Source organism: Stenotrophomonas sp. 22385 (assembly GCF_052045085.1).
Classification (GTDB): domain Bacteria; phylum Pseudomonadota; class Gammaproteobacteria; order Xanthomonadales; family Xanthomonadaceae; genus Stenotrophomonas.
The window spans coordinates 349840-364688 of record NZ_JBQEOG010000004.1 but is presented as its reverse complement, the minus strand read 5'-3'; the positions used below and the strand labels follow the sequence as shown (position 1 = coordinate 364688).

General features: G+C 66.9%; 17 protein-coding genes. 9 read left to right on the top strand and 8 right to left on the bottom strand.

Annotated features, from left to right (window positions below; all coding sequences use genetic code 11):
- Positions 1 to 132: 132 nt before the first annotated feature.
- Positions 133 to 441, bottom strand: coding sequence for a hypothetical protein (locus tag ACTJI4_RS10050; RefSeq protein WP_440869259.1), 309 nt, complete (start codon positions 439 to 441; stop codon positions 133 to 135).
- Between the two features lie 101 nt (positions 442 to 542).
- On the opposite strand from ACTJI4_RS10050, the gene ACTJI4_RS10045 reads away from it, so the two are divergent.
- Positions 543 to 1037: a DUF1543 domain-containing protein gene (locus ACTJI4_RS10045; protein WP_392924238.1), complete on the top strand. Its 495-nt coding sequence runs from the start codon at positions 543 to 545 to the stop codon at positions 1035 to 1037.
- On the opposite strand, the gene ACTJI4_RS10040 is transcribed toward ACTJI4_RS10045, so the two are convergent.
- Positions 1019 to 1699, bottom strand: coding sequence for a M949_RS01915 family surface polysaccharide biosynthesis protein (locus tag ACTJI4_RS10040; RefSeq protein ID WP_440869258.1), 681 nt, complete (start codon positions 1697 to 1699; stop codon positions 1019 to 1021). The two genes, ACTJI4_RS10045 and ACTJI4_RS10040, sit on opposite strands and share 19 nt — an antisense overlap.
- A gap of 182 nt (positions 1700 to 1881) precedes the next feature.
- Between ACTJI4_RS10040 and ACTJI4_RS10035 the strand changes: the two genes are divergently transcribed.
- On the top strand, positions 1882 to 2700 hold the full coding sequence (locus ACTJI4_RS10035; RefSeq protein WP_440869257.1) for a SapC family protein: 819 nt from the start codon (positions 1882 to 1884) through the stop codon (positions 2698 to 2700).
- A gap of 62 nt (positions 2701 to 2762) precedes the next feature.
- Here ACTJI4_RS10035 and ACTJI4_RS10030 read toward each other — a convergent pair whose 3' ends face one another.
- Both ACTJI4_RS10030 and ACTJI4_RS10025 read right to left on the bottom strand, forming a co-directional pair.
- Positions 2763 to 4121 carry a CpaF family protein gene (locus ACTJI4_RS10030; protein WP_440869256.1) on the bottom strand — a complete coding sequence of 453 codons (1359 nt, stop codon included), beginning with the start codon at positions 4119 to 4121 and terminating at the stop codon, positions 2763 to 2765.
- On the bottom strand, positions 4106 to 5374 hold the full coding sequence (locus ACTJI4_RS10025) for an AAA family ATPase (protein WP_440869255.1): 1269 nt from the start codon (positions 5372 to 5374) through the stop codon (positions 4106 to 4108). Before ACTJI4_RS10025 ends, ACTJI4_RS10030 begins: the two co-directional genes overlap by 16 nt.
- 301 nt (positions 5375 to 5675) lie before the next feature.
- On the opposite strand from ACTJI4_RS10025, the gene ACTJI4_RS10020 reads away from it, so the two are divergent.
- A complete protein-coding gene (locus ACTJI4_RS10020) occupies positions 5676 to 6665 on the top strand; it encodes a helix-turn-helix domain-containing protein (RefSeq protein WP_440869254.1) in 990 nt (329 codons plus the stop codon).
- Between the two features lie 276 nt (positions 6666 to 6941).
- Here ACTJI4_RS10020 and ACTJI4_RS10015 read toward each other — a convergent pair whose 3' ends face one another.
- The 3 genes from ACTJI4_RS10015 to ACTJI4_RS10005 all read right to left on the bottom strand — a co-directional run bounded on the left by ACTJI4_RS10015 (position 6942) and on the right by ACTJI4_RS10005 (position 10204).
- On the bottom strand, positions 6942 to 7337 hold the full coding sequence (locus tag ACTJI4_RS10015; RefSeq protein ID WP_440869253.1) for an OsmC family protein: 396 nt from the start codon (positions 7335 to 7337) through the stop codon (positions 6942 to 6944).
- 101 nt (positions 7338 to 7438) lie between these two features.
- On the bottom strand, positions 7439 to 8299 hold the full coding sequence (locus ACTJI4_RS10010; RefSeq protein WP_440869252.1) for an acid phosphatase: 861 nt from the start codon (positions 8297 to 8299) through the stop codon (positions 7439 to 7441).
- A gap of 45 nt (positions 8300 to 8344) precedes the next feature.
- On the bottom strand, positions 8345 to 10204 hold the full coding sequence (locus tag ACTJI4_RS10005; RefSeq protein WP_440869251.1) for a histidine kinase: 1860 nt from the start codon (positions 10202 to 10204) through the stop codon (positions 8345 to 8347).
- A gap of 24 nt (positions 10205 to 10228) precedes the next feature.
- On the opposite strand from ACTJI4_RS10005, the gene ACTJI4_RS10000 reads away from it, so the two are divergent.
- The 3 genes from ACTJI4_RS10000 (at position 10229) to ACTJI4_RS09990 (ending at position 12503) form a co-directional block, all read left to right on the top strand.
- Entirely contained in the window at positions 10229 to 11200 is a 972-nt protein-coding gene (locus ACTJI4_RS10000; protein ID WP_440869250.1) for a helix-turn-helix domain-containing protein, read from the top strand.
- A 151-nt stretch (positions 11201 to 11351) separates the two neighbouring features.
- Positions 11352 to 11999 (top strand): response regulator transcription factor, encoded by a 648-nt coding sequence (locus ACTJI4_RS09995; RefSeq protein WP_392924209.1) that lies wholly within the window; start codon positions 11352 to 11354, stop codon positions 11997 to 11999.
- Between the two features lie 114 nt (positions 12000 to 12113).
- A complete protein-coding gene (locus ACTJI4_RS09990; RefSeq protein WP_392924206.1) occupies positions 12114 to 12503 on the top strand; it encodes a response regulator in 390 nt (129 codons plus the stop codon).
- A 15-nt stretch (positions 12504 to 12518) separates the two neighbouring features.
- Here the strand turns inward: ACTJI4_RS09990 and ACTJI4_RS09985 are convergent, their stop codons facing one another.
- Positions 12519 to 12827, bottom strand: a complete 309-nt coding sequence (locus ACTJI4_RS09985) for a hypothetical protein (RefSeq protein WP_440869249.1) — start codon at positions 12825 to 12827, stop codon at positions 12519 to 12521.
- A 29-nt stretch (positions 12828 to 12856) separates the two neighbouring features.
- Here ACTJI4_RS09985 and ACTJI4_RS09980 point away from each other — a divergent pair, with 29 nt between their 5' ends.
- From ACTJI4_RS09980 to ACTJI4_RS09970, 3 genes are all read left to right on the top strand, one after another.
- Complete coding sequence (locus ACTJI4_RS09980) at positions 12857 to 13288, top strand: hypothetical protein (protein WP_440869248.1); 432 nt, start codon at positions 12857 to 12859, stop codon at positions 13286 to 13288.
- Complete coding sequence (locus tag ACTJI4_RS09975) at positions 13285 to 13797, top strand: YidH family protein (RefSeq protein WP_440869247.1); 513 nt, start codon at positions 13285 to 13287, stop codon at positions 13795 to 13797. Before ACTJI4_RS09980 ends, ACTJI4_RS09975 begins: the two co-directional genes overlap by 4 nt.
- A gap of 115 nt (positions 13798 to 13912) precedes the next feature.
- Complete coding sequence (locus tag ACTJI4_RS09970; RefSeq protein ID WP_440869246.1) at positions 13913 to 14836, top strand: formylglycine-generating enzyme family protein; 924 nt, start codon at positions 13913 to 13915, stop codon at positions 14834 to 14836.
- The last annotated feature ends 13 nt before the right edge of the window (positions 14837 to 14849 follow it).

Here is a 14849-nt window from a genome sequence, read left to right as displayed (position 1 = left end):
AAGAGCCTCCACGGATGGATTCACGGCGCCCCCCGCAAACCCACACCCGCCGGCCAAGCCGCAGACGTCCGCAGACCAGGGCTTTTGCTGTTGTTTTTTGCTTTTGCTCTGCGCCTTACGCGCCAACCGACATCACTCGCAACGAATCGCCGTGATGATGTTGTCCTTGTCGAGGAAGACGCGCAGGCGGTCGGAGCGGCGGTCGCGGGTGGCGATGGTGGAGCCGGGGCCGATCGGGATGATCAGGCCGGCGCCGCTCTGCTTGAAGACGGTGCGCAGGGTGGCTTCGTCGGCGTTCTTGCCGATGGCCCAGGTCAGGCCTTCGGCGTGGCATTCGCCGCTGCCGGCGATTTCCGGGCCGGGCGCGGTGGCACAGGCGGACAGGGACAGAGCGGTGGCAAAGGCCACCAGCGGAAGCACGTTGCGCGAACGGGTCGTCATGGGTCGCTCCTGCGGTTGCCAGCCCCGACCATACCACCGCCGTGGTGGCGCCGGGGTGGGCGCCGCTACACTGGCGGCCGGAGTCGACGAAGGAGTGGGCGGTGCTGCACGTGTTCATGCTGGGTGGGCGCCACGCCCGCGCGCGGATCGAGGTTCATGACGTGGCGTTCGCCAACGTTGATCGCATCGAGGATGCGTATCCGCAGCTGCGCCGGGACTGGTTTGGCGAGATCAAGGGCCTGCACGTGGACGGCTGGCTGGCCGTCGACGGTGTCGAGGACCATCGCGTGCGGTTTGGCGATGCCGCACCGGCGGAGGGGGAGCCGCGGCTGTTCTTCGTCAACCTGGGGGGCTACGTGCCCGGCGCACTGGGCGAGGCGCATGACTACGTGTTGCTGGTCGCGCCCGACCTGGCGGCCGCCAGGCGCAAGGCCAAGGCACTGCAGGACGCCCGCTGGAGCAAGCCGCATACCGATGCCGTGCTCGAGGTGGATGACTGCATTGCCATCGACCAGGTAGGCGGCCGGCATGTGCAGCTGGTGCGTGGTGCGCACGCCGGCATTGAGCAGGTCAGCGACTACATCGTGATCGGCTGAGCGCGCACCGCCGCCCACAGCGCATCCAGGTGCTGCACGAACGGTGCCGGCGCCGCCGCCAGGTTCGCGCTGTCGTGGCGCTCCCCGCCGCGCGGCTCCTCCCCAGGCAGTGACACCCCAGCGTCCCCTTCGATGCCGTACCGCGTGCCGCCATCGATCAGGCTGACATGCAGCTGGTGCGGGTCGCCGCCGCCCCCACAGAATGTGCGGCTGGCCAATGTGATCTCTGCCTGCCCATCGCCGTCCAGGTCGGTCACGCCCACGTGCTCCAGGAGCCAGCCGGCGTCCAGGTCGAGACCGGCGCAGGGCTGGCGGATCTGGCGGTGCCATTGCCTGCTCCAGACCGTATTGGGACCAGGCCGGGCGTGCATCTGCGCGGTCAGGACCACCACGTCAAGCACCTCGCCGCTGTCGGCATGCTCAAGGGTTTCGCTTCTCCGCTCGAGCACCAGCAGGCCTTCCCCGTGACGATCGCGGAAATGCAGCCGCCGAAGCACGGCATCGCCGCCCGGCAGCGGGGCGGCCGTGGCTACCGGTTCGGGAAGCAGGATCAGCGCTGGCGCCACGGCCGGTACCTCGCCCGCGCAGGCGGCCACGGCCAGGCAGGCGACGCCCACCAGGACAGGGCGGAATGGACGGGTCAGACAGGAAGGTTCGTGCATGGGGGAGTGGTCGCGCATCTGCGGCGATCATCACCCGTCCCCATTGGCATGGCCACGCCCCGCGTCGCGACCGGCTTGTTCAGGGCCGCAAAGACCCATCGGACGCCTGTTGTTGCACTGCAGCGATCTCGCCGGCGCTAGCCCGCTGCAAAACAGCCACGTTATAGTGGTGGATCAATGCGGTGCCCGCTTTCGTGCCCGGGCTGTATGGCGCGTCGTACCTGACCAACTTCATGACTGCTGAAACGACTACTCCGCCGGCCGCTCCGGCCCAGGCTTCCGGTCCGCTGTTCTACCGCCAGCCGCTGCCGCTGCAATCGGACAAGCACGCCAACTGGCGCCTGCGTCCGGGTTCGCTGGCGTTTGCCGCCGAGACCAACGCCATTCCGGCCGTGATCGGCGAATTCGGCATGGCGGCCCAGCATTTCCCCATCCTGTTCACCGGGCAGGATGCCTCGCCGATCGTGGCGGTGGGCCTGGCCCGCCGCAATCTGTTCGTGGCCGATGGCAAGTGGGCCGACGATACCTACGCGCCGGCCTACCTGCGCCGCTACCCGTTCGTGTTCATGCAGTCCGATGAAGACGGCAACTTCCTGCTGGCACTGGACGCTGATTCGGAGCAGGTCAACCAGGGCGTCAGCGACGAAGGCGAGCCGTTGTTCGTTGACGGCAAGGCGACCGAACTGGTCGACAACGCCATGAAGTTCTGCGCCGATTTCACCCGGGAATATGAGCAGACCCGCCAGTTCAGCGCCGCGCTGAAGGAACAGGACCTGCTGGTCGAGCGCAGCATCGACGTCACCCTGCCCAGCGGCGAAAAGATGTCGGTGAACGGCTTCTACGTCGTGGATGTCGAGAAGTTTGCCAAGCTGCCCGACGACATCATCGTTGCCTGGCACCGTAATGGTTGGCTGGCCTCGATCCACCACCACCTGAGTTCGCTGGCGCGCTTCAATGCGCTGGTGCAGCGCCAGAGCGCACAGGTCGCGGCCGCTGCCTGAGCAGCCAGCGTGTGAGTGCGCAGACGGCGGCCGCAGGGTCGCCGTTTTTGTTTGGCCAGCGGTCAGGAACTGCTGTTCCGTGAACGGCCCAACTGTCTCCGGAACCCTTCAAGCTTGCTCGAGCGTGGCTGGAGATCGATCCCCACCCAGCGGTCCTGCTCCCGGCCGTCGGCGTCGATCTGCAGTTCGTGATGGAACAGTTCGCGAAGGCTGATGAGGCTGTCGCAGATACCGGTGATCTCGCTGATCGAGGCGATCACACGGCGGCCGCTGCCCAGCCGTTGAACCTGCACGACAAGATCAACCGCACCGGCGATCTGCCGACGCAAGGTGTCTTCGCTGCCCTGAAAGCCCGCGAGTCCGGCCAGTATTTCCAGCCGCTGCAGGCAGTCACGCGGCGAGTTGGCACGGAGGGTCGCCATGGAACCGTCATGGCCTGTCGCCATCGCCTGCAGCATTTCAAGTGCCTCGGCACCCCGCAGTTCACCGACCAGGATCCGATCGGGACGCATGCCCAGGCTGCCGCGCATCAGCTCGCGGGTACTGACCGCGGTCTGGCCGTCCGGGCCCGCTGGGCGGCTTTCGAGGCGGACGACATGCGGGTGCTTGAGGGTCAGTTCGGCAACCTCTTCAACGGTGGCAATGCGTTCGTGGGCGGGGATGCATCCGGCCATTGCGTTGAGCAGCGAGGTCTTGCCCGATTCGGCGGTGCCGCAGATGAGGACGTTGCAGCGGCCACGCACCATGGCGTTCAACAGCGCGTGCACGGCCGGATCGAACGTGCCCATGCGCAGCAGTTCGTCACAGGTGAAGGGGATCCTGCGGAACTTGCGGATGGATACCACCGGGCCATCAAGAGCCAACGGCGGAATGATTGCATTGAGATGGCCGCCCGCGGGCAGGCGCACATCGGCAATGGGGCTGTCTTCGTCGAGGCGGCGGCCCAGCGGGGCCAGGATCCGGCGCAGGATGCGCAGCAGATGATCATCGTCGGTGAAGCGCTGGCTGATGGGCGTCAGTTGCCCGCCCTGGGAGACGTGGATGTCGCGGTAGCCATTGATCAGGATGGCGTCGATGGCAGGGTCGCGCAGCAGGTCGTCCAAGGGGCCGAAGCCGGTCAGTTCCTTGACCAGGGCGGCAGCGACGACCTGCATTTCAGCGGTGTTGACCGGGATGCGCCATTCCTGCACGAACCGTTCGGTCTCGGTGGTGACGTAGCGCGCGACCGTGACGGGCGACCAGGCGTCGATGTCGACCTGGCCGTCCTCGATGCTGTTGAGAAGGTGCTCGTGCGCCGCTGCCAGCACCCGGAGAAAGTCCTCGGACTGGGCAAACGGCACCCGGGGTTCCGCGGCGGGATGGGCGGGCATCAAACCCGCACGCGAAGCGGCATGATCGAAGGGAGCTACTTTCTTTTCCATGGGCTGCGGTCCAGGAAGCGCAGGATGTTCTGCAGCGGGGAGTGGGGCCGGGCAGGCGGCGCCGCCGGGCGCAAGCGCGCCAGCAACGGCGCCAGGGCGCGCAGGTAGGGTGCGCGCGGTGCATCGTGCAGCAGCAGGTGCCCATGGGTGGCGCTGGTCTGCAGGCGGTCGCAGCAAGGCAGGCTGGCCAGCAGCGGCAGGCCGAACCGGGCAGCGATCTGGGTCGGCCCGAGCCCGCCGCCTGGGCCGTTGCGGCGGTTGATGACCAGGTGCAGGCGGGCATCGCGGTTGCCGATGGCGTCCAGATGTTTCAACACCTGGTCCAGTGAGACCAGGCTGCCGATGGCCGGGTCGGCGATCAGCCATATCTCGTCGGCACCGTTGAGCAGCGAGCGGGGAATCTGACGCACCGGCACGCCGCCCAGGTCGCACAGCACCGTCCCGAACACGCCGCGCAGACGCTGCATCAGTACGGCTGGATCGGCGAGGGTGGCACCCTCGCCGCCTGCCGGCTGCCCCAGCAGGCGCAGTCCACCTTCGTGACGCGTCATCACCGTGGTGACCACGCTCGCGTCGATGCGATTGGCGTGGCGCAGGGCATCCTCGTAATGGAAGTGGCTGTCCACGTTGAGGTACAGCGCGGCATCGCCTGTCGGCTGGCCGAGGTCAACCAGCAGCGTGTCGGGCGCGTCGCCCCCTCCAGCGCGATGCGGCGCGAGCTGTTGCGCCATGACGCCCAGATGCGTGGCCAGAGTACTGGTACCGACGCCGCCGCGTACGCCCAGCAGCAGGATCAATCGAGCCCTTTCGGCTCCCTGCGCCGGCTCGGCGGGAACGTCGGCGGGCAGCGCTCCGACACGCCCCACCACGGCGTCGATCTCGGCGGTGCTGGCCTCCAGGTCGAGGATGTCGCGCAGGCCCGCACGTACGGCCGCAACGACCCCTTCCTCGTTCCTCGCGGACGTCGAGCCGACCGCGACCAGCGGCAGGTCGGGATGACTGCGCTGGAGCCGCCTGGCCAGTTCGTTGGATGCCTGCGCGCTCCCGTCCAGGTAATCCAACAGCACCAGGCAGGTGCCGTTGCGACGATGAACGTCGAGGGCGCCGGCCGGTGCGGCGCTGTCCTGCCAGTGCACGCGCATGCCGACCGGGAGCCGGGCTTCGAGCAGGGCAGCCAGATGGCTGCCCGGCGCATAGAGGACGAGCGTCATTGGCGGCGGCTTGGGGTGCAGCAACTGGAGGCTGGCGGCCATGGGCTGTCGTCCTTGCGCGCGGGGCGCGTCGGACGATGTTCCGCCATCGCAGGCCCCGGCGGATGCACAAAATCGGCAGGGTGCGCGGTGGCATCAGGGGAGGGGACCGATCACCGTCGGTGAAGGAAGCATATTGACGCCGTGTAGACATCTTCACGCGGACACTCGGGCGGAAGCAGCGATGCTCATTCGCACCGATACAGCCACGCATTCCAACGGGGGGAATGCCCAGCAATCCAGGGGAGGGCAGCAGGGTCGATGGTGACCACCCTGCGGTCACCCCGCAAGGGAAGCCACTGTCATGGTCGATGGTGAAGTGCGGCAGGGTCACGATTCCAGGTTGCGCCAGCATGATCTGGCGTCCTTGAGCAGCGTGCTCCGCGTATGCGATCTGGAACTGGTGCTGCTGGATGACAACGGGCCGCGGGCCTCGATCCAGTCGCAGGTCCATGATGAATCGCTGTTCTGCACGGCCACGTGTGCTTTCCAGTGTCGTGGACGCTTCGTGCTGCCGGCCGAATGGTGCCTGCTGGGCTTCATCCACGAGACCGACGAAGCGCGAAGCTGGTGCCACGGGGTAAGCCTGGGCGCGGGGACGGCGCTGACGGTATTTCCGGAAGGCGCCAGCGAATTCGCGCTCAGTGCCGGCACCCGTTTCAGTTTCCTGCTTGCCCCCATGCAACGGATGCAGCGCAAACTCACCGAGCTGAGCCTGTGCTCGAACCTGCCGTTCGGGCAGACGCTGTCGCTGTTCCAGGCGGACGCTGGCGGCAGCGGATCCCGCCTTGCCCAGCGCTACACGCAGCTTCCCGCCTGGTTGTGCAATGAGAACGCGGTGCTGCCGCCGGATGCGGTCGATACGCTGCTGCACGATCACGTCCAGGCGTTGCTGGCTGCCCGGGGACAAAGCCGGCCGGCCAACTCCCGCGCGCGGCGCGCGCATTACCTCATCGCACAGCGCGCAGAGAGTTTCATGCGGCAGAACCTGCGGCGCAACATCTACATGCACGAGATCTGCGCTGCCGCCGGCGTGAGCGAACGTGCCCTGCGCTATGCCTTCGAGGACCTGTTCGGGACGTCGCCGAACAGGTACCTGTCGATGCTGCGGCTGTGCGCCGCGTGCCGGGGGCTGTCAATGGCCGACGCTACCCGCAGGTCGGTGAAGGCGGTGGCGCTCAGCTGCGGCCTGTGGGATCTGTCGCGGTTCGCCGACAACTACCGGCGTGTGTTCGGTGAACTTCCGCGCGATACGTTGATGCGGGCGCCCACGACGACGGGCATTCCCGCCTGAGTGCACGTTTCCGGCACCGTGCCGGAATTGCACATCCACGTGCCGCAATTCTCCCTCGTCTTGCCGGAACACACAGTCGTGCTGCCGGATCGAGGCGTCTTCGCGTCCATTCCACGGCTCTAATGACCACGAAGCGCCAACGCGTGGAAGGTCACCTGGATGCACAGGATCCCGCGACCGGCACACTTTGTCCTGGCTCGCTGTCAACCGCGGGATGTCTCCCCCGTCATCGCTCAGGGGGCAGCGAGCCAGGCCATTCTTCGATGGCGATGCGTCTCAGCTGCGGCCCCGCTCGCTGGTAATGACCGCCCCTTCGCGCATCACGAGGGTCACCGGCGTCCGTTCGACAACATCGAGCAACCGCTGCCACTGCGCGTCATCGAGCGCACCGGTGGCATGCAGGACCCGGTGGACCAGCAGCCGGTTGTCGGCGTCGCGGGAGGAGGAAAGCTCGGCGCGGAACGTACCGAGATCCCAGCCCTTCTTCTCCGCATACATGCGCAGGGTGATCGCCGTGCAGGCCGACAACGCAGCCAGGTACAGTTCGAACGGCGCCATGCCCGCGCCCTGGCCACCCAGCGTGGCCGGTTCGTCGGCCACCACGACATGTGTGCCGGCCTGGATCTGGTGCCGGTAGTCGGGGCCGTCGGAGATAATCTGGACCTGTGCCATGGGGCGTGCTTTGCAACTGGAAGGATGCACGGAGCATGCCACGCGGGCACGCCGCACGCAGCCTGCCGGCGACGGGACGGAGTGTTGCCGTCGACGGTGGATCATTCCACGCCCGGAATGATCACCTTCAGCGCAGTTGCCTCGGCCTCGCAGTCCTGCGCCACCACGCCGCTGCCGCGCAGGCTGTCGATCTCGGCGCGGGCGGCGCGCATGTCCGCGTTGAAGGTTTCATTGGCATGCAGCACCGCGACGGCGCCAGCGCCGACCGCGCGGCCTTGCAGCACGTCGCTCTGCCAGTGCGCGTTGCAGATGAGCCGGTTTTCGCCGAAGGCACGGCCGCGCGCGAGCACGGCGTCGGCCTGGGCCGGGCTCAGCTCGCTGAGCAACAGGGCCCAGGCCCAGCCGATCGATGTGTGCCCTGACGGATACGAGCCGTCGGTGCGCAGTGAGGCTTCGTCGGGCGGGAAACAGGTCCTCTCCTTGTAGAACACGAACGGCCGGGTGCGCTTGTAATGATCCTTGGCCGCGTACGTGGCCAGGCCCGCATCGACGAGGCTGCGTTGCAGCAGCAGGTACAGGCGAGGGGTGTCCTGCTGGCTGATCGGCACCCCCAGCGCGCACGAGAACGTGCCGGCCACCTGCGGGAAGCGCAGGTCGGCGTCGCGAATGGCCAACGCATAGCGCGTGCCGGACTTCAGCTTCTGCGCCGCCCGGCTGATTGCCTGGTCGCGGGCAAACCCGGGCGAGCCCTTGGCGGGGGGTGGCGGCAGCAGCGCCAGGCTGTCGGGCAGGTCGCGGCCCAGGTAGCCGGCGGGCACGCCCGGGCGCAGTTCGGGGACCGGCGCAGGCGGTGGCGGCAGCGCGGAGGGGTGCGCCACCGGTGATGGGGCGGTCAGCGGGCCTGTGGCGCAACCGACCAACAGCGCGACGGTAAGCCAGGACGTCCTGCGAAGAGCGGGCATGGAAAACTCCAGACGTGTGGGTGCAATCTGTCGCCGCCAGTAGTTCTACTGGCCGGGCGTCCCACGTGGGGCAGCGTCGCGCAGGGGAAAGCGCACCTCGATCCGCGCGCCGCCCAGCGGGCTGGTGCCCACATGCAGGGTGCCGGCCAGCAGCCGCGCGCGCTCTTCCATGCTGATCAGGCCCAGCCCAGGCGTGCGCCGAAGGCGGCTGTCCAGGATGCCCACGCCATCATCATCCACCCGCAGCACCACGTTCTGCCCGCGCACGCACACCAGTACATCGGCCACGCTGGCCTGCGCGTGCTTGTCCACGTTGTTGACCGCTTCCTGCACGATCCGGAACAGGCTCAGCTCCTGTTCGTCGTCCAGGTGCGGTGCATCCTCGATGCTGCAGCGCACCCGCAGGCGCCCCCGCGCGTTGCGCTTGATGCAGAACGCATCCAGCGCACTGGCAAGGCCGGTGAAACGCAGGATGCTGGGATGCAGTTCGTGGGAAATGGCGCGGATGTCGTTGGAAACCGACAACAACTGGTCCTGCAGCTCGACGACGCTGGGGCGCTCGGCGGGCGGGATGTGGTTGCGCAATGTGCTGAGCCGGATCGAAATCGCGGCCAGCGACTGGTTGACGTCGTCATGCAGGTCGCGCGCAATCCGGGTGCGTTCCTCTTCCTGCACCACCAGCATCCGCCCGGTGACCTCGCCAAGGCGCGCGTACGCACGCTGCAGCTTGATCCGGTTGGACAGCTTCTGCTCGGACAGTGCGCCCAGGAACAGCAGCGCGAGCCCAGTGCACAGGGTCCAGGCCTGGCCGGTGAGCAGGTTGCGTTCGGGCGTCCAGAAACCGAACGGCCCCATTGATTCCAGCCCCAGCTGCATCCCCAGCACGGCGACCGCCAGCAGGGTCATCGACGCACCCGCGATGCCAAACACGATCAGCGTCCAGACCAGCAGTGGGATCGGGGCCAGGGTAAGCAGCGGGGTGACCACGCCGTCCTGCCAGTCCACGGTCCATAACATCACCAGCACCGCCATCAGGACCAGGGCCAGGCCCGCGTTCCGCCAGTGCCAGCCGTGCCGTCGCTCGGGCGCATCAAGGATGCGGGCAAGGTTGACCAGGGCCGGCACCAGCAGCAGGTAGCTGACGCTGCTGGTCAGGGCGAACTCGCGCATGGCGGCCGGTTCCAGCGCGTCGCCACGCCCGCCCAGCGCCAGCGCGTACCACCACGCTCCGCACAGCGGCAGCAGCACGCAGGCCAGCAGCAGGAACAGGGTCAGGTCGCGGTAGTCTTCCAGTGCGGCGCGCTCGCCGCGCCAGCGCAACAGCAGCCATGCCACCACCGCGGCCATGGTGAATTCCCCAAGGCTGGCCAGCAGGCGCGGCAATGCTGACAGCGGCACCAGCAGCAACGACAACACCGTGCCGGCACAGGCGGCAAGCAGGCACCGGCGCCATTGGTTTCGCGGCGTGAACAGCAGCCAGCCCAGCAGGAGTGGACCTGGTACCCACAGCACGTGCAACCGCGGCGCGTCGGCCAGGGTGGGCAGCCAGTGGCCGAGCATGCAGCCGACCAGCAGCGGAAGCACCGTTGTTATGAGAACGCGCACGTCCAGTGGAGATGATGTGAAGCGTTTCCGGCGTGGAAAAGGAAGTCGACTGCGGACAGTGTCGGGCGGAGACGCTTCGACCTGGTTCACCTGGCTGCCTGCCTGCACTCTGCACCTCGGGGAGATGCGCGGGATCGCCACACTGGCTATCCATGCGCCGTAACGTGGTACGACTTTCGGGTGAGCAAGGGACTGCGACCGGTCATGGCTGGGGGCCGGCGGCGCCACTTGTCGCCATGCCGCAACGGCCCCACAATCGCGCCGATGAGAACAGGTTGAGTCGACGCGCGCTATCCACATTCCGACACGTTGCTGGAGTTGGTGATGGACGAACCGGTGTCTCCCTACAGTCGTTTCGTGGTTGACGGCTTTGATGCGGACGCCCTGTTGGGGGTGGTGCGCGACGCCCGCTTCGAGCAGCGGCTCCTGGCTGCCGGTCACTTCCGCGCCTGTGTGCAGCGCCTGGTCTTTCCCGAGTTCAGCCTGGACAGCGGCGCCTACACCCTGCCGATCTTCGCCAGCGGAAGTTTCAGCCAAGGCATGATCGCGCTGGCCCTGGCGGTTACCTGCGCGCAGCCGATGTGGGCGAACGGGCGCTGGATCGGAGCGGGTCAGATCATGGTGTTTGCCGAGGACAGCGAACTGAATGTGCGGCCCAGCCCCGGCGGCTGGCAGTGGGCGGTGATGCTGATTCCGCGCGCGGTGCTGCAGCGCGAAGCGGTGCGGCGGGTGAGGCGCGAGTTGCGGTTGCCCCGGGGCGGCTGGTACAGCCGCGCGGCAGCGCCCAGGGACGCGCGCAACCTGCGCGAAGGGGTGTTCAAGGTCCTGCAGGACGCCGCCGATTGGGACGGGATCATCCGGCCCGAGCAGCTGGACATGCAGGCAGCGACGCTGCTGGGGGTATTCATCGACGCGGTGGCGGCCTCCGATGGTGGTCCAGAACGGCGCGGCCTGGGCAGCTGCAACGAACGCCGCCGTGATGCGATCGTGCGCCAGGCGGAGGCCTACCTGAAGTCACAGCTGGAAAACGCATATGACAGCCGGGCGCTTGCCGTCCATCTGGGGGTAAGCGAACGCCAGCTGGAGCGACTCTTCCGCGATGCCTATGGACACGGTCCGTGCCACTGGCATCAGCTGGCCCGATTGAACCTGGCGCGTAACGTCCTGCGCCATGCGAGGGGCACGCTGGGGGTGACCGAAGTGGCCACGCGGTTCGGGTTCGCGCACCTGGGGCGATTCTCGGTGATGTACCGCGACGTGTTCGGCGAAAGCCCCCGGGATACCCTGCGGGGCTGAACCGTTTTAAACACCCGTCACAGTACAGGACAACGTCACGGCGCCATCACGTCGTCACCATCAAGGTCGAGCCGTTGTGCGGGGCCGGCCACACCGCTGGTCCGCAGAGCACTTCAATCAGGGGACGATTGATGCCACGGGAGACGATAACATGCAGGTTTCGTATTCGACGGCGGAGTGCCGGTATCGCAGGGTAGTGCTGGCCGATGACCACCGCGTGGTGGCTCAGGGCATCGAGCATCTGCTGGAAGACCAGTTCGATTCGATCGAGCTGGTGTCCTCCGGCGAGGAGCTGGTGGAGGCCGTTCGACGGGATCCTCCCGACGTGGTGGTGGCCGACATCAGCATGCCGGGCCTGACCGGCATCCAGGCGCTGCGGCGGATCCGTGAGGAGGGCTATGACATTCCGGTGGTGTTCCTCACCATGCACGACGAGTCCAGCGTGGCCGCCGAGGCGATACGCGCAGGTGCGCGCGGGTATGTGCTCAAGAGCGCGGCCGGCGAAGAGCTGGTGCGCGCGCTCGCCGGCGTCATGGGCGGGCATACCTACGTGACCCCGACGCTGGCGGTGGATGCCATCACCAATGCGGGGCGGCACCAATATGTGCTGACCGACAAGCAGCTGCGGATCCTGGAGTATGTGGCGAGGGGCCTGCGCTCGAAGCAGATCGCCTACGAACTGGGTGTTTCCGTGCGCACGATCGAATCCCACAAGTACGCGATCATGCAGGAACTGGGCGTGCATGGAACGCTGGAACTGGTGCGCAAGGCCGAGCTCGAAGGGTTGATCCGCCACTAGACACCCCGTCGGCGGTGGGCAAGTAGATTTACTTGCCTCCGCCCGGTTGTTTTTCCCTTGTTACGGTCTCCGCTGCGGCACACCATCAGGGCACGCGATGCCCTGGCGGAACCCATGAACGCTGTCCGTGTGCTGCTGGCCGAAGACGGCTCCGCCATGGGGCGCCAGCTGCGCGGGCTGCTGGCCGAACAATTCGAGGTCATTGGCCTGGTCCAGGATGGCGCTTCACTGGTCAAGGCCGCCCAGAGCATGCTGCCAGACGTCGTAGTGACGGATATCGCCATGCCAGAGCTCAATGGGCTGGAAGCCGCACGTCGGCTGCGCGTGCAACGCCCGGTGCTGGGCGTGGTATTCATCACCGTGCATGCCGAACCGCAGATGGTGGACCAAGCCATGGCGCTGGGGCCCTGCAGCTATGTGCTCAAGTCCGATGCCGGTGATGACCTGGCACTGGCCGTGCAGGCCGCGCTGCGCGGCGAGCGGTTCGTATCGCGCTCGCTCTGAGCCACCGATACCGGCTCAGACCAGGATGCCTGCCAGCTTGGCCACCAGGTCGTCTACCGACATCGCCACCAGCGCCAGCGGCAGCAACGGCACGAAGGTGACCAGCAGCAGCGCCGCAGCGAGCCACCAGGACAGGTGCGGCTGCCTTGCAGCGCACCGCAGGCGTGCAGCAGGCGGTGCAGCAGTCCACCCCGCATCAGTGAGTAACTCTCCTGGCTCATGCCGGATGAGCATACCCATACGGTCAGCCGCTGCCGACGCAGTAAAAATACTGAAGCCGGTGCAGTACCTATCCCGATGTGCATTTACGTTGGCAGCAGCCAAGCTGGAATCCTCTGGACTGGAACCCGGCAATGCTCCTCGCCATCGATTTCCTCACGCGCTTCTGGACGGACATGATGGGTCGTACGGACGGTCCGATGGCGTTCCGCTTCATGCTGCAGCCGACCATGGCACTGATCACCGCGCTGATCGACGGCATCCGCGCTGCGCGCGCGGGAAAGCCGCCCTATGCCTGGCTCATCGCGCACAGCAGTGGCGGCGAACGTCTGGCCACCTGGCGCGAAGGTGTCACCGCGACCGCGCGCATCCTGCTGCTGGGGGTGGTAATGGATGTGATCTACCAGGTACGCGTGTACGGCGGCTTCCGCTACCCGCTGGAGTCGTTCGTAGTGGCAGTGGGGCTGGCCTTCGTTCCGTACCTGGTCCTGCGTGGGCCTTTTACCCGGCTTGCCTCGCATTGGTTGCGCACTCACCCCACCCATGACAAGGGATCCCGGCAATGACCGAAAACGATCCTGTGAACGCATTGACCGAGCAGGCAGCCGCATTGGAACGCGCACGTCAGGCCCTGGGCGGAGCGGACCAGGCATCGCTGGAACTTTCGTCGCGGCGGACCGGAATGTCGTTCCAGCGCACGCGCATGAGTGCCGACCGCACGTTGATGTCGATCATGCGGACCGCGTTGTCGCTGATCGGATTCGGTTTCACCATCTACCAGTTCTTTGGTCACATGCTGGAAGTGCCCGGCGTGAACCTGCGCCCACACGCGCCACGCAACTTCGGGGTGGCGCTGGTCGGACTCGGCATCGTGATGCTTACGCTCGGCATCGTCTATCACGTGCGCTACATGCAGGGGCTGCGGCACGAACGCCGGTTGATGATCGCCGAAGGTCTCGTCCATGGGGAGAGCCACTATCCCATCTCCCTCACCCTGATCACCGCCGGATTGCTGTGGCTGCTCGGCCTGCTGGCCATCGCCGGCATGACATTCGACGTGGCGCCGTTCGGATGACGCGCCTGCGCTGCGACGTTCAATCTTCCCGCACGCCTGACCCGGAGAACCCGATGGCAGCCACAGCTTCCCGAACCCGATCGCACCGGCGGCCCTCGCTGAAGGATGGCCAGGAATGAGTGTCGTGGCCGACAGCATGATCGAGATTGAAGGCGGGGTGTTTCTGATGGGGTCCAACGACCACTATCCGGAAGAGCGTCCGGCGCACAAGGTGCGTGTCGGGGCGTTCCGGATTGACCGCTATCCGGTTACCAACCGGGAGTTTTCCCGCTTTGTGGCCGCAACCGGTTATGTGACGGCCGCCGAACGGCCGGCGGATCCGCGCGACTATCCGGGCGCTGACCCGGCCCTGCTGGCGCCCTCGTCGGTGGTGTTCATGCAGCCCGCCCATCCGGTGGACATGTCCAATACCCACAACTGGTGGCATTACGTGGCCGGCGCGAACTGGCGCCACCCGCGTGGGCCGTTCACCCAGCTGGATGGGCTGGACGACCACCCGGTCGTGCATGTGACCTTTGCCGATGCGCAGGCTTACGCCACATGGATGGGCAAGGACTTGCCGACCGAAGCGGAGTGGGAGTATGCGGCGCGCGGCGGGCACGACCCCACCGAATTTGCCTGGGGCGACAGCCTCACCGTACGCGGGCGCCACCAGGCCAACACCTGGCAGGGCGAGTTCCCGTGGTTGAACCTGGAGGAAGACGGCCACCGCTGGACCTCGCCGGTGGGCAGCTACCCCCCGAACGGCTACGGGCTGTACGACATGATCGGCAACGTCTGGGAGTGGACGACCGACTGGTACCAGCAGCATGACCAGCTGCAGAGCAAAGCCTGCTGCGCGATCGACAACCCGCGCGGAGGCGAGCGCCAGCGCAGCCATGATCCGGGCGACCGCAGCGCGGTGCCACGACGGGTGATGAAGGGCGGCTCACACCTGTGCGCACCCAACTACTGCCGCCGCTACCGGCCCGCCGCGCGAATGGCCCAGCCGATCGATACCTCCACCTGCCACGTCGGCTTCCGCTGCGTGGAACGCTGATGAACGAGGTGAT